Origin of the sequence: Streptomyces sp. NBC_01549, assembly GCF_026339955.1 — a bacterium.
GTDB lineage: Bacteria > Actinomycetota > Actinomycetes > Streptomycetales > Streptomycetaceae > Streptomyces.
On sequence record NZ_JAPEPW010000007.1, the window covers coordinates 51,781 to 71,568 of the forward strand.

Annotated in this window: 14 protein-coding genes and 3 pseudogenes; 7 read left to right on the forward strand and 10 right to left on the reverse strand. The window is 69.1% G+C overall.

Annotation, left to right across the window (positions count from 1 at the left end; translation table 11 throughout):
• Positions 1 to 6 precede the first annotated feature (6 nt).
• A complete protein-coding gene (locus OG819_RS57425; RefSeq protein WP_266638868.1) occupies positions 7 to 1,521 on the forward strand; it encodes a 4-hydroxyphenylacetate 3-hydroxylase family protein in 1,515 nt (504 codons plus the stop codon).
• Between the two features lie 19 nt (positions 1,522 to 1,540).
• Here OG819_RS57425 and OG819_RS57430 read toward each other — a convergent pair whose 3' ends face one another.
• From OG819_RS57430 to OG819_RS57445, 4 genes are all read right to left on the reverse strand, one after another.
• A complete protein-coding gene (locus OG819_RS57430) occupies positions 1,541 to 3,760 on the reverse strand; it encodes a LuxR C-terminal-related transcriptional regulator (RefSeq protein ID WP_266638869.1) in 2,220 nt (739 codons plus the stop codon).
• A gap of 137 nt (positions 3,761 to 3,897) precedes the next feature.
• Complete coding sequence (locus OG819_RS57435) at positions 3,898 to 4,386, reverse strand: flavin reductase family protein (protein ID WP_266638870.1); 489 nt, start codon at positions 4,384 to 4,386, stop codon at positions 3,898 to 3,900.
• 342 nt (positions 4,387 to 4,728) lie between these two features.
• The gene (locus OG819_RS57440) at positions 4,729 to 5,598 is read right to left on the reverse strand and encodes a dioxygenase (protein WP_266658192.1); all 870 of its coding nucleotides are present in this window, start codon (positions 5,596 to 5,598) and stop codon (positions 4,729 to 4,731) included.
• A gap of 70 nt (positions 5,599 to 5,668) precedes the next feature.
• Positions 5,669 to 6,724, reverse strand: a complete 1,056-nt coding sequence (locus OG819_RS57445; protein ID WP_266658194.1) for a maleylacetate reductase — start codon at positions 6,722 to 6,724, stop codon at positions 5,669 to 5,671.
• 430 nt (positions 6,725 to 7,154) lie between these two features.
• Here OG819_RS57445 and OG819_RS57450 point away from each other — a divergent pair.
• From OG819_RS57450 to OG819_RS57470, 5 genes and pseudogenes are all read left to right on the forward strand, one after another.
• Positions 7,155 to 7,517: pseudogene (locus OG819_RS57450) on the forward strand (CoA transferase subunit A); the annotation flags it as partial.
• Positions 7,514 to 7,936, forward strand: a pseudogene (locus OG819_RS57455) (CoA transferase subunit A); the annotation flags it as partial. The pseudogenes OG819_RS57450 and OG819_RS57455, both read left to right, overlap by 4 nt.
• Positions 7,936 to 8,580 carry a CoA transferase subunit B gene (locus tag OG819_RS57460; RefSeq protein ID WP_266658196.1) on the forward strand — a complete coding sequence of 215 codons (645 nt, stop codon included), beginning with the start codon at positions 7,936 to 7,938 and terminating at the stop codon, positions 8,578 to 8,580. The pseudogene OG819_RS57455 and the gene OG819_RS57460, both read left to right, overlap by 1 nt.
• Positions 8,577 to 9,779 carry a thiolase family protein gene (locus OG819_RS57465; RefSeq protein ID WP_266658203.1) on the forward strand — a complete coding sequence of 401 codons (1,203 nt, stop codon included), beginning with the start codon at positions 8,577 to 8,579 and terminating at the stop codon, positions 9,777 to 9,779. Before OG819_RS57460 ends, OG819_RS57465 begins: the two co-directional genes overlap by 4 nt.
• Before the next feature lie 228 nt (positions 9,780 to 10,007).
• Positions 10,008 to 10,904 carry a LysR family transcriptional regulator gene (locus OG819_RS57470; RefSeq protein WP_266658205.1) on the forward strand — a complete coding sequence of 299 codons (897 nt, stop codon included), beginning with the start codon at positions 10,008 to 10,010 and terminating at the stop codon, positions 10,902 to 10,904.
• A gap of 330 nt (positions 10,905 to 11,234) precedes the next feature.
• Here OG819_RS57470 and OG819_RS57480 read toward each other — a convergent pair whose 3' ends face one another.
• From OG819_RS57480 to OG819_RS57505, 6 genes and pseudogenes are all read right to left on the reverse strand, one after another.
• Positions 11,235 to 12,350 carry a maleylacetate reductase gene (locus OG819_RS57480; RefSeq protein ID WP_266638877.1) on the reverse strand — a complete coding sequence of 372 codons (1,116 nt, stop codon included), beginning with the start codon at positions 12,348 to 12,350 and terminating at the stop codon, positions 11,235 to 11,237.
• Between the two features lie 167 nt (positions 12,351 to 12,517).
• A complete protein-coding gene (locus OG819_RS57485) occupies positions 12,518 to 13,414 on the reverse strand; it encodes an NAD(P)H-binding protein (RefSeq protein WP_266658207.1) in 897 nt (298 codons plus the stop codon).
• A gap of 262 nt (positions 13,415 to 13,676) precedes the next feature.
• Positions 13,677 to 13,834 (reverse strand): annotated as a pseudogene (locus OG819_RS57490) (IS630 family transposase); the annotation flags it as partial.
• Positions 13,835 to 14,173: 339 nt separating this feature from the next.
• Entirely contained in the window at positions 14,174 to 15,853 is a 1,680-nt protein-coding gene (locus OG819_RS57495; protein WP_266638879.1) for a cytochrome b5 domain-containing protein, read from the reverse strand.
• 272 nt (positions 15,854 to 16,125) lie between these two features.
• Positions 16,126 to 17,475: an ISL3 family transposase gene (locus OG819_RS57500; RefSeq protein WP_266647383.1), complete on the reverse strand. Its 1,350-nt coding sequence runs from the start codon at positions 17,473 to 17,475 to the stop codon at positions 16,126 to 16,128.
• Between the two features lie 291 nt (positions 17,476 to 17,766).
• The gene (locus OG819_RS57505) at positions 17,767 to 17,910 is read right to left on the reverse strand and encodes a hypothetical protein (RefSeq protein WP_266638880.1); all 144 of its coding nucleotides are present in this window, start codon (positions 17,908 to 17,910) and stop codon (positions 17,767 to 17,769) included.
• Positions 17,911 to 18,427: 517 nt separating this feature from the next.
• Here OG819_RS57505 and OG819_RS57510 point away from each other — a divergent pair.
• Positions 18,428 to 19,777: an ISL3 family transposase gene (locus OG819_RS57510; RefSeq protein ID WP_266647383.1), complete on the forward strand. Its 1,350-nt coding sequence runs from the start codon at positions 18,428 to 18,430 to the stop codon at positions 19,775 to 19,777.
• Positions 19,778 to 19,788 lie beyond the last annotated feature (11 nt).

Consider the following 19,788-nt stretch of genomic DNA (forward strand, 5'->3'; position numbering starts at 1 on the left):
CACGACGTGCGTACAGGCAAGGAATACCTGGAAGCGCTGAACGACGGCCGCAAGGTGTGGGTGGGTGACGAACTCGTCGACAACGTGGCCACGCACCCGAAGACCCGGGCGTATGCCAGGAGCCTCGCGGCGTTCTACGACCTTCACCACCGCCCGGACCTCCAGGACGTCATGACGTTCGTGGACGAGGACGGCGTCCGGCGGTCCATGACCTGGTTCCAGCACCGCTCCAAGGAGGACCTGCTGCGCAAGCGGACCTACCTGGAGACGGTGCAGCGGGAACTCGGCGGCGGATCCATCCCGCGCACGCCGGATGTCAACAACTACGTCCTGCTGACCTACGTCGACGACCCGGAGCCGTGGAGCAGCCAGTCCGTCGGGACCGACGGGAGGGACCTGACCGCGGGGATCCTCGACTTCTGGAACGTGGTGCGGGACGGTGACCTCAACGCGACGCCGGCCTTCGTCGACCCGCAGGCGAACCGCTCGCGCGATTCCGCCCAGGCCGAGTCCCCTGCCCTGCAGGTGGTCGGCACCTCGGACGAGGGCATCACCGTGCGGGGTGTGAAGGCGATCAGCACCGGCGCGGCCTTCGGGGACTGGATCCACATCGGCGTCTTCTACCGCCCCGGCATCATCGCGGAACAGATCATCTACGGGGCGGTGAAGCCCGACACCCCCGGCGTCACCATCATCTGCCGGGAGAGCAACGTCCGGGACGGCGAGGAGGTGGAGCACCCGCTCGCCTCGCAGGGTGACGAGCTGGACAGCGTCATCGTGTTCGAGGACGTGCTCATCCCCTGGAACCGGGTCTTCCACATCGGTAACCCCGAGCACGCGTCGCTGTACCCGCAGCGCGTCTTCGACTGGCTGCACTACCACTCGGCGATGCGTGCGATGGTGAAGGCCGAGCTGATGCTCGGTCTGGCCCTGCTCATCACCGAGCACATCGGCACCTACCAGCTGCCGCCGGTCCAGGCCCGGGTCGCCCGGTTCGCCGGCTTCCACCAGACACTCAAGGCGCATCTGATCGCTTCGGAGGACCAGGGGTTCTTCACCCCCGGTGGCATCTACAAGCCGAACGTCCTGATGTTCGACTTCGGGCGGGCGTACTACCTCGAGCACATCGCCGAGATGGCCCACGAGCTCATCGACCTGTCCGGTCGTGCCGCGCTCATCTTCCCCACCGAGGGCCAGTGGCAGCAGCCCGAACTGCGGCCGTGGCTGGAGGCACTGCAGACCGGACCGGTCGGCAGGCCCTACGAGCGGCTGAAGATCAGCCGGGTGATCCGCGACATGTTCCTGTCCGACTGGGGCGACCGCATCACCACCTTCGAGAACTTCAACGGCACGCCCCTGCTGGCCATCCGTACCCTCACCATGAAGCGCGCCGAGATGTCCCCGAGCGGCAGCATGGCAGACCTCGCGCGCAAGGTCTGCGGCATCGAGAACGTGAGCGACGACGGGGAGACCGCGTACAAGGCTCAGGCGGACTACGCCCGACGCCAGGACGCCAAGTAGCAGGATGCCAGGGCCCGGGTCAGAGCACGCCGCACTCCCGGGCCCTGGCGACCGCCTCGCTCCTGTCGTGCGCGTCGAGTTTGCGGAAGATCGCGCGTACCTGTGTCTTGACGGTGTTGTGGGACACATAGAGCTCGGAGGCGATCTCACGCAGTGTCAGCGGACCGCACAGGGCGCGCAGCACCCGGCGCTCCCCCAGCGACAGGTCCTGGGGGCGGGGGGCGGCAGGCGGCACCACGGTGTCCTCGCCGGTCCGGCCGAGCAGGTCCGTCAGCACCCCGGGTGACTCGCACCGGGCCGCCGCCCGCTCGGCCGCCTCGCGGGCCTTTCGCGCCGCATCCGGGTTGCGGCGCGCACTCTCAACTCGCGACCGCGTGAAGTGGCACAAGGCCCGTATGTGGGGCTCGCCTCCGGTCCGGGACGAGCCCGCCAGCACCGCTTCCGCGGCGGCCAGAGCCCGTTCGGCCTCCTTCGCCTGTCCCTCTTCGAGGAGCAGGCCGGCCCGGCTGATGTAGGCGGGCACAGAGACGAAGTGCCCGCCCAGGCCGGCCGTCGCGACCGCGTCGAGGGCCTCGTCACTCAGGATGCGCGCCAGTTCGTGCCGTCCGGCCAGCAGCGCGCACACCGCCCGCGATCCCAGCGCGCGTACGAGCACCAGGCCGTGCCCGGCGGCATGCGCATCACGGGTCGCCTCGCCGAGCAGCGCCTCCGCCTCCTCGTAGCGGCCCGCCCACAGCAGAGCCGCACCGCGGGCCGTGCAGGCCAGGGCACGCCAGGACGTCAACGGCAGGGTGCCGGCAACGGCGGATTCGCCCAGCCGGCCGGCGGCCAGGACCTCCCCCTTCAGACAGCAGGCCATGGCCTGCGCGGCGGCTGCCGCATCGGACACCGTGCTGCCTTCGCCGACCGTCTCCGGTCCCGTCTGCCTGAGCTGGGCCACATCCAGCCAGCGCCGGGCCGTTTCCGGGGCGCCCCCGGAGAGAGCCGCCATCGCCGCCACGACGCACAGTCGCGCGTCGACGGCGACCGTGCGGGGCGGCAGGAGGTCCAGCCAGTGCGCGACCTCCGCGCTACGTCCCGCCGAGATCGCCTTCTCCCAGCCGTCGAGAACCGACGCGACGGCCGCGGACTCGTCGCCGCCCAGCGTCCAGTGCCGTACGGCCGCGGTCGTCTCGCCCTGCCGGGAGTACCACTGGGCCGCCGACCGGTGCAGGGACACGACGGTGTCCGACCCTTCGGACCTGACGATGTCGGACAGCACCGAAGACAGTGCCCGGTGATGCCGGTACGCCGACGGATCGGCGGCGACGGGCACGAGCAGCTGTACGGTCCGTGCGAGCTCGCGCAGCAGTACACCCGCCCGGTCCCCGACGAGGGCCTGGCACGGCCCGGTGCTCAGCTCGTCGAGCACACTGGTACGCAGCAGGAACTCGCGCTGTTCGGTGGTGAGCCGGTAGAGCACCTCGGTGGCCAGATACTCGGTGACCGCCTGCCTGCCGCGGGCCAGGTTCCCTTCCGTGTCGGCCTCGTTCGCCGAGCGGGCGAGGGCGCGCCCCATGATGCACAGCGCCGCCGCCCATCCCTGCGTGGCCTCGTACAGCGCGCTCGACGTGTCCGCGGCCGGAGCTGACCCGAGCAGATCGGTGAGTACTGTCTGTGCTTCCTCAGGGGTGAAGGCCAGGTCGTGCTGGTCGAGTTCGGCGGTCAGCCCCCGGGCGCGCAGGGTCGGAAGGGGGCTTCCGGGAATGTGCCGGGTCGACAGGACGACGCGGAAGCCGGCGGGAAGCCTTGTCAGGAAGTCCGCCAGGCTGCGCACCGCGTCGGCGTCCGTGATGGATTCCAGTCCGTCGAGGATCAGCGTGAGCGGCTTTTCTCCGCCCAGTCCGGCCGCCAGACTCGGCAGGATGTCCTCGAGCCATGCGTCGAGCGTCCACCCGTCGCTGTCGAGGCGGGTCGGCAGATCCGGTCGTGCGTGGTGCACCGCTCGCAGGATGCAGGTCCAGAGCCGGCCCGGGGCGTTGTCGTACGCGTCCAGGCTGAGCCAGGCGCACTCTCCACGAGCCGCCAGGCCTTGCGACCACTCGGTCAGGAGCACCGTTTTCCCGGCGCCGGCCGGCGCGGAGACCACCACCACGGGCTCGGTCGCCGCGTCGAGCCGACGCAGCAGACGCGGGCGGGTCAGCAGATGCGGAGGCTGGGCCGGAGGGTGCAGCTTGAATGTCGCAACGGAGCTGGTCATGGCACTTTCCGTCGAGTCGTCGGGACGGGCGGAGCCCCCGACACCCATGGCTCGCCTCGTAGGAGCCGGACATCGGGGGCGGTGGCGGCCCGGTCACGGGCGCCGTAGCGGCCTCCGCCGGACCGCTGCCACCAGGACTAGCGCGAAGCCCTGAGCGCGCCGAAGCCGCCCGCGAAGTGGAGCAGCGGACGGGAGTCCGCCTTGTGTTCGCAGTAGCGGACCTCACCCACGAAGATGGTGTGATCGCCGCCGGGGAGCGCCTCGGCGACGTCACACACGACAGCCGCGATGGCGTCCTTCAGCACCGGCACGCCGTGGTCGTCGATGGTCTCGACGCCCGCGAACTTGTCCGCCTTCGAGGCGGCGAAGTGCCGTGCCAGGTGCTCGCTGTCCTCGCCGAGGACGTTCACGGCGAATCGGCCGTGTTCCGCGATCGCGGTCCGTGTGTACAGGTGGTTGCTGATACACACGAGCAGCTGGAGCGGGTCCAGGGAGAGGGCGGACACGGCGCTCGCCGTCATGCCGATGGGCGTGCTTCCAGAGCGCGTGGTGATCACGCTGACACCCGTGGCGAGCCGGCTCATCGTGGCTCGGAAATCGACTGGCGTGTGAAGGGTTTCAGTCATCGGAGTACCTCCGTGAAGTCGGGGAGAACTTCGGCCTGTCGCGCAGGACACTGGGTGAACTCACCGTGCCGCTGGGTGCGTTGGCGGGCATGTCGTTCGAGCTGGGCAAGAAGGCGGGGCGGCTGCCCCATGACGTACGCGAGGTCAACGCCCGCGTGGCGGACGGATCGCGCTTCGCCGAGTCCAAGGCGGAGTTGCACGCCGGCCCCGTACCCGGGGCTCGACCGCACCAGTGCCGTGCTGGGCCCCTGGTGCCTGTGCCGAAGCGTGCAACGCCGCCTGTTGATGCCGGAGGAATCGCGTCCTACCCCGGACCGACTGCGCGTGCGGCGCCAGTCACCCTCATTGCGCGGGGAGGGATTCGAGGACGAAGGTGTGACGCAGCAGGGTGTAGGGCACGTCGGTCAGTCCGCGGCAGGGCCCGGCGTCGGCCTCGTAGGTGTCATAGGACTCGACCAGCGACTCCTTGACCCCGAACACCGGGTCGGAGTCCAGGTACGGGTCGTCCGAAGGGAACAGCATGCTGGTCACGCGCTGGAATCCCGGAGCGTCGATCAGCAGGTGCACATGGGCGGGACGCATGGGCGACCTGCTGGTCGCGGTCAGGAGTTCGCCGACCGGGCCGTCACCGGGGATCGGGTAGCTGGAGGGGCGAATGGACCGGAAGCTGAAGTGTCCCCTCTCGTCGGTCCTGAACAGCGCGCGCATGGCCGGGTCGACCTGCCCGGGCACATCCACGTCGTAATGGCCCTCCGCGTCACTGTGCCAGACATCGACCCCGGCGCCGGTCACCGGTGCTCCCTCACTGTTCACGACCCGTCCCTCGAAGAACAGCGGGGTGCCGGGCAGACCTTCGGAGATGTCGGCGGCGTCGGCGTGCTGCGGCCTGTCCTCCCTGAAGAAGGGGCCCAGGACGCTGTTCTGTGTGGCATTGGCGGGGCGTCGGTTGTTCAGGGCGTCGACCAGCATGGTGACGCCCAGCACGTCGGACAGCAGGATGAACTCCTGGCGCGTCGGCGTGCACGTCTGCCCGGTGCGTGTCAGGAAGTCCACTCCCTGCGCCCACTCCTCCTCCGTCAGTTCGACATCGCGGACGAAGGCGTGGAGGTGCCGTACCAGTGATTCCAGGATCTCCGCGACGCGGGCATCCTTGGTGTCCCGCATGGTCGAGATCACGGCATCGGTGATGGTGTCGCTGGTCAGATCACGCATGGCGCGCTCCCTTGGTCATTGAGTGTTCGATGACGGAGTCGGTCCGGGTGTGTGCGTTGCCCGGTGACGTTCACGGTGTCTCCCCGGCCCAGGCGCGGGTCAAGAGGGCGTGGACAGCTGTCCGGTCCACTGGACGCGGATTCCAGTAGCCGTCCCGCACGATGAGTTCGGCCGCCTGCTCGATCCCCGACTCGGGCATGCCGAGGTCCCGTAGTGCCCTGGGGGCGCCGAGCCTGCCGGCGAAGTCGAAGAGACCGCTCGCGGCGTCGTTCCCCGGCAGCGCCTGCGCGATGCGTGCCATGGCTTCGGGGGCGGCCGGCCCGTTGTAGGCGACCGCATGCGGCAGGACGACCGTGTGGGTTTCGGCGTGCGGAAGCCCGAAGGTGCCGCCCAGTACGTGGCACACCTTGTGATGCAGGGCCATGCCCACCGTGCCCAGGCAGGTGCCCGCCAGCCACGCCCCGTACAACGCGTCCGCGCGCGCCTCGCCGTCGTCCGGACGTCGCGCGATGACCGGAAGGGACCGGGTGAGGGAATCGAGCGCTTCACCGGCCATCAGGAAGGCGACCGGGTCCCGGTCCTGTGCGTAGAGGGCCTCCACGGCGTGCGCCATCGCGTTGATGCCGCTGACCACCGATATCGCCGCCGGGAGGGTGAGCGTCAGGTCGACGTCGTACACCACCGTCTTGAGCAGCACTTCCGGCAGTCGCCGGGTCGTCTTCCTGTGGCCTTCGGTCTCGCCGAGGATCGGCGTCATCTCCGAGCCGGCATAGGTGGTGGGCAGCGCCAGCTGTGGAAGGCCGGTCCGCGCGGCGATCGCCTTGCCGAGGCCGATGGTCGATCCACCACCGATGGCGAGCACGGAGTCCGCTCCCACGGATCCGGCGTACGCGACCGCCTTCTCCGTGACCTCGACAGGGGTGTGCGGGGCCGCTTCGGCGAAAGTTCCCACGGCTGCCGCACCCAGCAGGTCGCGCGTCTGCGCTGTCTGGTCCGCCTGATCAGGTGTGCACAGGAGGAGCACCCGACGGCATCCGAGAGCATCGGCCTCTTCGGGGATACGGCTGCGCGTACCGCTGCCGAAGACCACCTTGGTGATCTGTCCCCGATGCACGAATGTCTTCATGAGAATTTCCCCGGTCCTGCCGTTTCTCCGCTGTTGGAACGAAGCCTCGATACTCGGATGATGCGCGTCAACGGAATCCGTGAGTGATAACGAGGATCGGCGCGGGAATACCTTGTTCGCACGACGCACACCGACAGAGCGGCATAGAGATCGCCTGCGATATCACTCATCTGCGGGATGCCGACGGATGCCGGGGCGTTGGAGTGTGGACTCAGGTGTCAGCCAGGTGAGACACGACGAGACGGACGTGTCTGCGGGACGCGACGGACGTGTCTGCGGCGGAGCCACTCCCGCAACACCCGTAGCACCCACAACGCCCGCAACAGGCGTAACGCCCACAAAATATTAAAGAACCCGCCGAATTCTTGACATTGCGTTACGGAAACAGCGTCCGATGGGTCCACATTGGCGAGAGGCAGAGTAAATAAAGATGGATAAAGTGGTCGCCACGGCCTTGGATGCGGTGTCGGATGTGCCGGAGGGTGCGTCGTTGGCGGTGGGCGGGTTCGGGTTGAGCGGTGTGCCGAACGTGCTGATCCAGGCGTTGTTCGAGCGGGGGGTGTCGGGGCTGTCGGTCGTCTCGAACAACTGCGGGGCGATGGAGTCGGGTCTGGCGGTGCTGCTGGCGGCGGGCCGGATCGGGCGGGTGACGGGCTCCTACATCGGGGCGAACAAGGAGTTCGCGCGGCAGTATCTGGCCGGTGAGCTGGAGGTGGAGCTGATCCCGCAGGGCACGCTCGCGGAGCGGTTGCGGGCGGGCGGCGCCGGGATCCCGGCGTTCTACACCCCGGCGGGGGTGGGCACCCAGGTCGCGGACGGCGGGCTGCCCTGGCGCTACGACGGCTCCGGGGGGTCGCGCTCGCGTCACCGCCGAAGGAGGTACGCGGCTTCGACGGCACCGAGTACGTACTGGAGCGCGGCATCCGCACCGACTTCGCGCTGGTGCGGGCCGCGAAGGGCGACCGGCACGGCAACCTCGTCTTCAACAAGTCGACCCGGAACTTCAACCCCCTCGCCGCGATGGCCGGGCGGGTGACGATCGCCGAGGTGGAGGAGCTGGTCGAGCCCGGCGCGATCGATCCGGACGCGGTGCATCTGCCGGGGATCTTCGTACAGCGGGTGGTGGCTCTCACGCCGGAACAGGCAGCAGACAAGAAGATCGAGCAGCGCACGGTGTCCGTGCCTGCGGCACGAGGGTCGGCGAACGGCTGATGGCCTGGAGCCGTGAGGAGATGGCCGCCCGGGCCGCGCGGGAGCTGGAGAACGGCCAGTACGTCAATCTCGGCATCGGGCTGCCGACGCTGATCCCCAACCATCTGTCCGAGGGCGTGGAAGTGGTCCTGGAGTCGGAGAACGGGATCTTGGGCACCGGCCCGTATCCCACCGAGGAGCAGGTCGATCCGGACCTCATCAACGCCGGCAAGGAGACCGTGACGGTCCTGCCGGGCGCCTCCTTCTTCGACTCGGCGCTGTCGTTCTCGATGATCCGCGGCGGCCACATCGACGTGGCGGTGCTGGGTGCGATGCAGGTCTCCGCGCAGGGGGACCTGGCGAACTGGGCGATCCCGGGCAAGATGATCACGGGAATCGGCGGTGCGATGGACCTCGTGCACGGCGCCCGTACGGTCATCGTCGTGATGGCGCACACCGCCAAGGACGGCTCACCGAAAATCCTCACCGAGTGCGTGCTGCCGCTGACCGGGAAGCGTTGCGTGAACCGGATCATCACCGACCTCGGCGTCCTGGACATCACCGACGAGGGCCTGGTGCTGGTCGAGTGCGCACCGGGCGTCGGCGTCGAGGAGATCATCGCCAAGACCGATGCCAAGCTGACCGTCGCGGAGGGCCTGAAGTGAAGAACGTCTACATCGTCGACGCCGTGCGCACGCCGATCGGGCGTCACAACGGCGCTCTGGCCTCGGTACGCCCGGACGACCTCGCCGCGCACGCCATCCGGGAACTCCTGGCCCGTACCCCGGACCTGGACCCCGCCCGGATCGAGGACGTCTACCTCGGCAACGCCAACGGCGCCGGTGAGGAGAACCGCAACGTCGCCCGCATGGCGGCCCTGCTCGCCGGTCTGCCCACCTCCGTACCCGGGGTGAGCGTCAACCGGCTCTGTGCCTCCGGACTCGAAGCCGTCATCCAGGCCGCCCGCGCCATCGCCGTCGGCGACGCCCACATCGCCCTGGCCGGCGGCGTCGAGTCGATGACCCGCGCCCCCTACGTCCTGCCCAAGAACGACCGGCCCTTCCCCGCCGGACACACCGAGCTGTACTCCACCACCCTCGGCTGGCGCATGGTCAACCCGAAGATGGACCCCCAGTGGACCATCCCGCTCGGCGAGTCCGCCGAACTCATCGCCGACAAGCACAAGATCAGCCGCGAACAGCAGGACGAGTTCGCCCTCAGCAGCCACCAAAAGGCCGCGAAGGCTCAGGCCGGGGGCCTGTTCGAGCCCGAGCTCGCCCCCGTGCCGGTCCCGCAGCGCAAGGGCGACCCGGTGCTCTTCGCCGCCGACGAGTCCGTCCGCCCGGACGCCTCTCCGGCCGCGATGGGCAGACTCAAGCCCTCCTTCCGCACCGAGAACGGCACCGTGACCGCGGGCAACGCCTCACCCCTCAACGACGGCGCCGCCGCGCTCCTGCTGACCGACGAGGAAGGCCTCAAAGCCACCGGCCGCGAGCCACTGGCCCGCGTCTCGGCCACCGGTGTCTCCGCGACCGACCCGCAGTACTTCGGCCTCGCCCCCGTAGAGGCCGTCAACCGGGCCCTCGCCAAGGCGGGCAAGACCTTCGACGACCTGTCCGTCCTGGAGCTGAACGAGGCTTTCGCCGCGCAGGTCCTCGGGTGTGTGGCCGAATGGCCCGAGTTCGACCCGGCCATCCTCAACCCCCACGGCGGCGCCATCGCCCTCGGCCACCCCCTGGGCGCCTCCGGCGCCCGCCTCGCCGGCACCCTCGCCCACCAACTCGCCCGCAAGGGCAGCGGAGTCGGCATCGCCACCCTCTGCATCGGCGTCGGCCAGGGCCTCGCCCTCGCCCTCGAACGCTGACACGGATTCGCCCGCATCGGCGTCGATCCCGGTGCTGCGACAGCTCTACCCATGCCTCCAGACCAGCGAACTGTTCGACGAACACATCGCATTCCCTTCCCAACCGGCCCGCAGCAACCTGGCATCGTGAGATGTGTCAGCGAGTGGTGGCGACCGGGCTCGGACGGTGACAGTGCCGTGAGGGTCGAAGAGCATGAAAACTGGTCATTCTTCACCCTGGAGTAAGGTGTGCTCCCAGTTGATCTCCGGCAGTTCGAATGCTTCATCATCGTCGCCGAGGAGGGGAATGTCAGCCGGGCCGCGGCACGGCTGCACATGACCCAGCCGCCGCTGACCCGGCGGATCGTACGACTCGAGCGGGCTGTCGGCGTGCGCCTGTTCATGCGCACCCCCAGCGGCGTCGAACTGACCGAGGCCGGTGCTCTCCTGCTCGACCAGGCCTACCGGATCGTGCAGCTGACCGAGCACGCCATCGACCGTGCGCGGCTGGCCGACGCGGGGCAGGCCGGCTCCCTGGTGGTGGGCTACTTCGGCTCCCCGATGTTCGACGCGGTGCCGCGCCTGCTGCGGGGGTTCCTCGAGACCCGTCCCGCGGTGAGCCTGGTCCTCGAGCGGGCAGCCAAGAACGTGCAGGCCGACGCGATCCGCGACGGACGAATGCACCTGGGGTTCAGCCGCCAGTACCGGAGCGAGCCGGGGCTCGCCGTGCGGCACGTCGCCAGCGAGCCGCTCTACCTGGCCCTTCCCGAGGCACACCCGCTGCTGCAGGCGGGCAAGGCCGAACTGGGCGACCTGCGGGAGCAGCAACTCGTGCTCTTTCCTGCGGCCCCCCGCCCCAGCTTCGCCGACGAGGTCAGCCAGCTGTGCGCCCAAGCCGGGTTCACGGCACACGTCGTCAGAGAGGCGGGAGACGTGCTCACCGCCCTGGGCTACGTGGCGTCGGCCGGCTTCTGCTCGGTGGTCCCCCGGTCCGCGACCGGAATCGCACTCCCGGGCATCGGCTTCGTGCCGCTGACTGACACGCCGCTCGAGAGGCTGAGCTGCCTGTACCGCGCGGACAACACACCTTCGCTCGTCAACGCGTTCCTTGACCACGTGTCCGCCATGTCGCCCGAGGCCGGATGACCCCAGGGAACAGTCGCCGCGATACCCGCGCAGCACAATCAGCTGTTCCGATCCGGCGTTGGTCCTCGCCGGACGGCTGCGCTCAGCGTTGCCGCGAGATCCAGTTGCCGGCCACGCGGATGCCCGTGCACAGCCCGGCCGGACCAGTTCGCCTTGGATCCTTCGATGTCCCCACCGGAAATCCTCGCCGGCCAAGCGCGGCACCAGCTTCCTGAGCCGCGGCCGCAGTCGGGGGCCGGCCGGTGCGGCTGCGGCGGGCGGAGCAGTCCCAGTTCCTGTCGATCGGCTTGCGGTGCCAAAACAGCCTGACGGCGCAGGACTGCGTTTTCATCACGCCGCAGGCCGGTCGCCGTTGAAGGCGGCCCGGATCAAGTCGCGGAGGTCGGAGGGCCCAGCCGGACGTGGTGGGAGCGCGCGATCCGCCAGCACTGCCGAAGCCTCGGCGATCGCCGGGTCCACGTCGGCCTCGCGCATGCCGATCCCGGCGAGCGATGTGGGTGCCCCGAGGCGCCGGTGGTGGTCCCAGATCAAGCCGCCGGCGTCGGTCACGGGCCCGGTGATACCGAGGCTTTCGAGTACGGTCCGGGTTTCGGCCACAGCGGCCGGCGCGATGTGCGCGACGGTGTAGGGAAGGAGCACGGTGTGCAGGGGGCTGTGCGGCAGGTCGAGCAAGCCGCCCAGGATGTGACACAGCTTGTGGTGCAGTCCGGTGGTGGAGACCTCCAGCGACCACCCGGAGAGCCAGGCACCGCGCAGCGCGAAGCCGCGGGCGCCGACGTCACGGGGCCGTTCAAGGATGCTCGGCAGAGCTCGGGCCATGGACCGGATCCCCTCGGCGGCAGCCAGCCGCGTCAGCGGGGACGAGTCGTGGGCGTACAGCGCTTCCACGCAGTGCGCGATCGCGTTGATACCGCTCGTCACCGAGATCGCTGTGGGCAGATCCAGTGTCAGTTCGGGGTCGTAGACGACAGTGCGGGGCCGGACCGTGGCCGCTCGCCCGGTGGTCTTCCTCCCGCCCTCGGTCAGCCCCCAGATCGAGGTCATCTCACTGCCGGCATAGGTGGTCGGAACGGCGATCAGCGGCAACTCGAGGTCCCGAGCGACCCCCTTGGCGAGGCCGGTGGCCGAGCCGCCGCCGATGCACATCAGTACTTCCGCGCGTGCCTCCCGGATGGTGGCCACGGCCTTGCCCACCGCGTGCACGGGGACGTGCTGCACGACCTCACCGATGCGCGCGCAGACTCCTCCTCCCGCATCGGCAGTCACCCGGTCCGCAGCACTCTGGGCAGTCGGATCGTGAATCACGGCGATCCGGCTGCCGTACCGGGCTGCCTCACTGGCGGCAACCGAAATCACGCCAGGCCCGAACACGACGCGTGAAGCAGGCCACTCGTGGACGAAGCCCGTGAGCCCTGCCGACGACACGGACGGCTCGTTCTCGATCATGAGAATGGTTCTCCTAATTCGACAGGGACCGCAATTTGAGTCCAGTCATCGACGGGGACAGCCCGGTGGTTCGAGCACGTCAGTGACCTGTTACCGGACCCAAGTGTGATCCGAAGAAGGCCAACGTCCGCCGCCTTGAAGCCGATCCCGGTCCGCAGACGCGCCCCTCACCGGACACCACGCGCTGTCTTCGGCTCGGGCCACCAGGCCGCGTCCGAGATCGGGGTCGCCGGTGAGCCGGTGAGCCGGGGGACGACGTCGGTGACCATGGAAATCTCGCCCTTCTCGATCGCCTGGAACCACGAGATCCAGGTCTCGATCTGTTCCCCGGTGATCCCCCGTTGCCATCGCCGCGCGAAGGCTTCCTCGAGGGTCTCGGGTTCGAAGCGGTAGGGCCGGCCGGTGGCCGCGGCGATCCGGGTGACCGCTTCGTCGAGGGTCAGCGCCTCGGGCCCGGTGATCTCGAGGATCGCGCCGTCGTGCTCGGAGCGGGGACCCTCGTCGAGGGCGACGGCCGTGATCACGTCGGTGATGTCCTCGTGGGTGACGAAGGCGGCCCGGCCGGTGCTCGCGGGACCGCTCACGACGAACTCCTCGTCGGCGAGGGCGGCCGGCGTCGACGTGTAGAAGCCCGCCCGGAGCACCGTGTGGCGGACCCCGGCCCCCGCCAGGAACTGTTCGGTCTCCCACTGGTCGCGGGCGTTGAGGTAGGTGGCGACGGGCGAAGCGCCGACGAGGGACACATAAAGGACCCGGTCCACGCCCACCGCGATCGCGGCCTCGACGGCGGTGGCGTGTTCCTCCAGCCGGCGCCCCGTGCGGTATCCGGAGACCAGGATGAGGGTCGACGCGCCCTCGAGCGCCCTGCGCATGGCCGGGGCGTCGCCGTAGGCGGCCGGACCGCGCCGCTGGGCGCCCGGCAGTTCGGGTATGCGGCCGGGGTCGCGTCCGACGAGGAGCTGGGGGACGCCACGCTCGGCGAGCCGGGCCGCGATCCGGCTGCCCAGCGCCCCGGTCACCCCCGTGACCGCCACCGTGGCGTGGTTCTCCTCAGACATGGGCATGGGTTTCCCTCCATCCGGGGCCGCTGTCGATCGCGGACCCCTGCTTCCGATTACTTGCCTAGGGCCTGTCCGGCGGATCATGCCGGAGACGCGGGGTCTGGCACGCCCATCTGCGGCGTGGTCGTCACTCGCCGACGCTCCGCGTCGACTCCCTCCTCCGCCTTGCAGCTGCACGCACCGGACCCCGCTCGCCGGTGTCGATGAGGCGCCGCTGCTTCCTCCGACTTGATCCGCCGGACAGGCCCTAGAAGGCCACGTCCGGCGCGGCGAACAAGATGGTGCTGCCGTGGCGGACGTAGTCGTTGGTCCGCCGCTCGGGCATGCCCAAAACCGAGCGGTCCAGCGCCTGGATCTGCGACTTCTCGTCGACGCACAGGAACAGCGCCTTATCCGGCGGTCCAGGTGGAGATCGACGATGTCGCGATGCCTCCACCCCCGCGCCGGAGATTTCACGCGGGACGCCCGGGCGAGGCTCGTCCGCCGGGCGTCCGGGCGCGGCTCCAGGAATCGGCGTCGCCGTCTGCCCACCGGCTGCGGCCAGATGCCGAGTCCGGCGGCCATTCACCGGTTCGGCTTTCCCGCCGCGCAGCGCCGTACGATCCGGTACCGCTGAGCCGGAGCCTGAGCCGAGGTCGCCCGCCGCGGCAGGCGCACCGGTGTCTGGCGCTCGTCGTCGGTCGACGTCACCTCGGCGACCGGCCGGCTCATGCACGTCGCGGGCAAGGGCACACATGTTCAACGGACTTCAGGCGCGGGACACTAGTCGACCAGGTCACCGACGCAGAAGTTGTCCATGTGCTTCAGCGCCGCCTTGCTGTGGAAGTCCGAGAACTCCGCGGTCGCGTCCCGCCCGGCGTACATGCGGGCGACGAACGATCCGCCCGGGTGGTGGTCCTTCCACTCACTGAAGTCGTAGACCTTGCCCCCGATGACGATCCAGCAGTCATCGAAGGTGTTGTGCTGCGCGAGTTCGTCCCTGGTGATCTGCCGGTCACCGGTCGAGGGGGTCTCCGGCTTCCACAGGTTGCGCATCATTTCCTTGCGCGCGGTGGCGATCACTTCCCGGTCCCGGAAGTCCCACGGGCCGAGCTTCTTCTTCGGCAGCGTGTCCCCGACGTTGCGCGCGTCGAAGTCGTAGATCCACGAATCGTCGTTGCCGGCACGCTGCTCGTGGGCGAACAGCGGGAAGTCGCGCTCGTTGGCTGCCGCCAGCAGCGCTTTGCGCTCCGGTGTGTCCTCGGGTTCCAAGACCTTGAAGTTGAACTTGGACGCGAACTGGAAGCGACTCGCCCGGTAATGCCTGACGCGCTCGTAGTGCAGGAGGGCGCTGTAGACGTCGTTGCCGTGCAGCTTGAAGCAACTGCTCAGCGCCGCGCCGTCCTCAAGGGACTGGTTGACACCCTGACCGAACGTGGGCAGCATCGGGTGCGCCGCGTCGCCGAGCAGGCAGATCCGGCCTTCCTGCCATTCTTCGAGCGCGTCCCGGTCATAGAGCCCCCACTTCGTCGGCTCCACCATCGCGGCGCCCATCGCGAGGATGTCGTCTTTGCGAGGGTCGCCGGCGAACGCACGCTCGGTGGTCTCCAGGATGTCCGAGTTCTCGATCGGCTTCCAGCCCGCCCAGTCCTCGGGGAACTCGCCCGAGTCCGGGGTGTACACGCCGTACCACACGTTGAGCAGTTCCCCGCCCCGGACCCAGTACGTCATCACCCAGGCGGTGTCGTGCCGGCGGGTGTCCATGGTGTAGGAGTCGATCGGATTGTGGTCGAGCGGGCTACCGTCCGGCTTCCGCATGGCCGCGACCTTGTCGCGCGGGATCAACCCCCGGTAGCACACAACGTCTGTCCAGCGCCGCTGCCCCCTGCCGGGCCACGTCTCCTTCAGCACCTTCGAGCCGATTCCGTCGGCTCCGACCAGCAGATCGGCGGTGGCTGTCGTCCCGTCCTCGAAGACGGCCGTCGCGCAGTTCTCGTCCTGCGACAGCTCGACGAGGCGCTTGCCCATGTGTATGCGGATGGGGCACTTCACGCCGGACTCGGGCCCGAGCTCGCTCACCCGCTTGTGCAGGCACATCAGCAGGTCCTGCCGGTGCATGTGGTGGAAACCGCCACCTTGGCTCAGCTGCTCCGGCGTGTTGTAGGGGATCGGCTTACGGGACACCGATCCGTCGGCCAGGATCTCTCGGGACGCTTCCAGGACCGCGGCGCGCCCGCCGTCCAGCACGCCGTCCGGGCCCTTGGGGTCGCCACCGTCGAGGTCGACGCCCAGCCAGTGGCACAACCGCGCACCGTTCGGAGAGATGTTCAGGCCGGCGCCGGCGGTGGTGGCCGTCTTGGTCTGCTCGTAGACGTCGATCGAATCGAACACGCCGTCCGCCTCGCGGAGAGCCAGCGCAGCGAAAAGGCCCCCCATCCCACCGCCGATGATCACAGCATGCATATTTCCTCCAGGTCGTCTTCGATTCGGGAAGGATTTGGGTCGTCACGCCGAGCACGTTGAGCAGACGTTAGGCAGCGGCGTCGCATGCCGTCCAATACCGAGATCTGGCCATCGTCATACCTTTCGTGAACCGCGTTACGCCGCCGCTCACCTTTCCTTGTCGGCGGTGGATTCCATATTCCGGGAGCGTGGTCGTGCGGACGTTTTTGGCCTCCTTGTTTCGCTTCGGGTGGCTGAGCCCGGGGCCACCGGCGGATGCGGGGTCTTCGAATTTAGTGGGGGTGTGCCTCCCGTCGGCTTCGCCGGGTGGTTGCGCAGCGTGAGCGGAGGCGTTGGTTCGCTCGGTTGCGGAAGCCGAAGGCGTTACGCGCTTCGAGCTTGATGAGGCGGTTGTTGCCCTCCGAGGCGGCGTTGGTGATCCCGGTGGTCAGGTAGGTCTCGATGCCGTCCCACCACTGCTCGATGGTCTCGGCGAGGGTGACGAGTTCGGGCAGGTGAGCGTGGTCGGCGACGTGGGCGAAGAAGCGGTGGCGGGCGGTGGAGATCGCGGAGTGGTCGGGGGTGACGTGCCTGCGGGTGACGGTCAGGCCCAGGAGGTCGCGCAGGAGTTCCTTGCCCTGCCAGGCCGCATAGATCTGTCGGCCGTAGGTCCCCATGTACTCCAACTCGGTCTTGAGGAGCTCGCGTTGTTCGTCGGTGAGGTCTTCCTTGTTGCGGCGCAGGAGCTTGCGGACGCTGTAGATGCTGTCGCCCTTGCGGGCCCGGCGGCCGTGCTGTTTCCAGGTGAGGCGTCGGCGCAGGTCGGCGAGGTGGCGCTGGGCGAGTTGCACGATGTGGAAGCAGTCCACGACCACCGCCGCGTGCGGCAGGGCACGGTGGACGGCGGCGCGGAAGGTGGAGCACAGGTCGATGGCGACGTAGCGGACCTGCTCGCGCCAGGCGGCGGGCCGGGCCGTCAGCCAGTCGGCGACGGAGGCGGAGTTGCGGCCCTCGACCTGGCCGAACAGGCCGCGCCCGCCGATCGCGTCGACGAAGCCGATGTGCCAGGCGTCCGCGACCAGCTCCCACTTCTCCGTGTCCGGGTTCTGCTCCCACACCGGCTTACCCCGCCGGGTCTCGTCGATCCCGATCGCCTCGGTCACCGGCGGCTCCTCGGGCAGGACCTTCGCGGCGTAGTCCTCGAAGCAGTGCTGCACGATCGGCCAGGACAGGCCCAGATCCCGGCCGGCCTGCACCACCGATCGCCCGCCGTCACACACCGCGGCCCCGGCCGCCCGCCGAAGCGCCCCGGTCGTACGCATCCGCGCGGGTACCTGGCCTATGGACTCGGTGAACGAGCGGCGGTCGCAGTCGAGTTCGGTGCAGTGCCAGCGTGCCTTGCGCCACCGGATACTCACCGGGCGCCCGCCGCAGGACAGGTGTCTGGGGGCGGTGGTGCGGTAGTCCTTCAGCCGGGTGGAGAAAACCCCGCACGAGGGGCAGGCCCTCGCGGACTCCTCGTTCGTCACGACGTATACCGTCGATCCGCCTGCCTTGTCGTCCTTGACCTGCGTCACACTCACCCCCTCCAGCCCAAGCAGTCGCGTCGCAGCCTCGTTGGTCCCGGTATCGTCGATGCTCAAGCCCGTGGGTTCTTCATGATCGGTTGCCTAGACAACAACCATGATCACGAAGACCCGCGGGCTCCTTGCGTCCAGGCCACCCACACCCCAGGCCCATCACGCTCGGTGACTGAACGTCAGGCCGTCACCGCCGCACCCCCACTAAATTCGAAGACCCCGGATGCGCGGCGGTGATGTTCCCGGGAACAAGGAAGTGCTCTCTGACGCGTAAATAGCAGCAGGTCATGGTGGGTGTGGGCGTGTTTGGGTGCCCGGTGGCCGGGAGGTCGCCGGGTGTCGGGCTCTGGTGGGTCAGGCCGCCCCCTCGATCGGGTTGAGGGTGACGGTGTAGCCGAGCTGGTTGAGTGCGGTGATCGCGCGTGAGGTGCCCGCCGGATCTCCCACGAACCTGCCGGCCGCGGGTTGGAGTCGGCGCCGTCGCGGGCCACGGTTCACCGAGTGTCCCGTAACGGCCTGTTCCTCGCCCGGGAACGGCAGCATCCGCGCACGGCCGTCCTCGCAGCCGGTGAACGGCCGAGGCCTGCCGCAAGGTCCTTCGCGACGGAATCGGCTGCCTGGCCGGCGGCCGTCACCAGGCCGGATCCGCCCTCACCGGCCGCACGATCACCCTCCGGCTGAACGGGTACCTCGTGCACGCCATCGCCGGCAACGCTCAGGGTGCGTGCAAGCGGCCGTTTCCTGATCGACGGCCGGTTCATCAAGCTCGGCCCGCGGCGTGCCGGAAAGGCCGTCAAGGATCTCCTGGCGACAGACCGTCAAGCAGGTCCTGAGACCTCACATCGAGAGCGCGATACCGGGTCTTCGAATTTAGTGGGGGTGCGGCGGTGACGGCCTGACGTTCAGTCACCGAGCGTGATGGGCCTGGGGTGTGGGTGGCCTGGACGCAAGGAGCCCGCGGGTCTTCGTGATCATGGTTGTTGTCTAGGCAACCGATCATGAAGAACCCACGGGCTTGAGCATCGACGATACCGGGACCAACGAGGCTGCGACGCGACTGCTTGGGCTGGAGGGGGTGAGTGTGACGCAGGTCAAGGACGACAAGGCAGGCGGATCGACGGTATACGTCGTGACGAACGAGGAGTCCGCGAGGGCCTGCCCCTCGTGCGGGGTTTTCTCCACCCGGCTGAAGGACTACCGCACCACCGCCCCCAGACACCTGTCCTGCGGCGGGCGCCCGGTGAGTATCCGGTGGCGCAAGGCACGCTGGCACTGCACCGAACTCGACTGCGACCGCCGCTCGTTCACCGAGTCCATAGGCCAGGTACCCGCGCGGATGCGTACGACCGGGGCGCTTCGGCGGGCGGCCGGGGCCGCGGTGTGTGACGGCGGGCGATCGGTGGTGCAGGCCGGCCGGGATCTGGGCCTGTCCTGGCCGATCGTGCAGCACTGCTTCGAGGACTACGCCGCGAAGGTCCTGCCCGAGGAGCCGCCGGTGACCGAGGCGATCGGGATCGACGAGACCCGGCGGGGTAAGCCGGTGTGGGAGCAGAACCCGGACACGGAGAAGTGGGAGCTGGTCGCGGACGCCTGGCACATCGGCTTCGTCGACGCGATCGGCGGGCGCGGCCTGTTCGGCCAGGTCGAGGGCCGCAACTCCGCCTCCGTCGCCGACTGGCTGACGGCCCGGCCCGCCGCCTGGCGCGAGCAGGTCCGCTACGTCGCCATCGACCTGTGCTCCACCTTCCGCGCCGCCGTCCACCGTGCCCTGCCGCACGCGGCGGTGGTCGTGGACTGCTTCCACATCGTGCAACTCGCCCAGCGCCACCTCGCCGACCTGCGCCGACGCCTCACCTGGAAACAGCACGGCCGCCGGGCCCGCAAGGGCGACAGCATCTACAGCGTCCGCAAGCTCCTGCGCCGCAACAAGGAAGACCTCACCGACGAACAACGCGAGCTCCTCAAGACCGAGTTGGAGTACATGGGGACCTACGGCCGACAGATCTATGCGGCCTGGCAGGGCAAGGAACTCCTGCGCGACCTCCTGGGCCTGACCGTCACCCGCAGGCACGTCACCCCCGACCACTCCGCGATCTCCACCGCCCGCCACCGCTTCTTCGCCCACGTCGCCGACCACGCTCACCTGCCCGAACTCGTCACCCTCGCCGAGACCATCGAGCAGTGGTGGGACGGCATCGAGACCTACCTGACCACCGGGATCACCAACGCCGCCTCGGAGGGCAACAACCGCCTCATCAAGCTCGAAGCGCGTAACGCCTTCGGCTTCCGCAACCGAGCGAACCAACGCCTCCGCTCACGCTGCGCAACCACCCGGCGAAGCCGACGGGAGGCACACCCCCACTAAATTCGAAGACC

Coding starts and splice junctions, on each gene's coding strand:
- OG819_RS57430 (WP_266638869.1), bottom strand. CDS start 3,760: ATGACCAGCTCCGTTGCGACATTCAAGCTGCACCCTCCGGCCCAGCCT.
- OG819_RS57435 (WP_266638870.1), bottom strand. CDS start 4,386: ATGACTGAAACCCTTCACACGCCAGTCGATTTCCGAGCCACGATGAGC.
- OG819_RS57440 (WP_266658192.1), bottom strand. CDS start 5,598: ATGCGTGATCTGACCAGCGACACCATCACCGATGCCGTGATCTCGACC.
- OG819_RS57445 (WP_266658194.1), bottom strand. CDS start 6,724: ATGAAGACATTCGTGCATCGGGGACAGATCACCAAGGTGGTCTTCGGC.
- OG819_RS57460 (WP_266658196.1), top strand. CDS start 7,936: ATGGCCTGGAGCCGTGAGGAGATGGCCGCCCGGGCCGCGCGGGAGCTG.
- OG819_RS57480 (WP_266638877.1), bottom strand. CDS start 12,350: ATGATCGAGAACGAGCCGTCCGTGTCGTCGGCAGGGCTCACGGGCTTC.
- OG819_RS57485 (WP_266658207.1), bottom strand. CDS start 13,414: ATGCCCATGTCTGAGGAGAACCACGCCACGGTGGCGGTCACGGGGGTG.
- OG819_RS57495 (WP_266638879.1), bottom strand. CDS start 15,853: ATGCATGCTGTGATCATCGGCGGTGGGATGGGGGGCCTTTTCGCTGCG.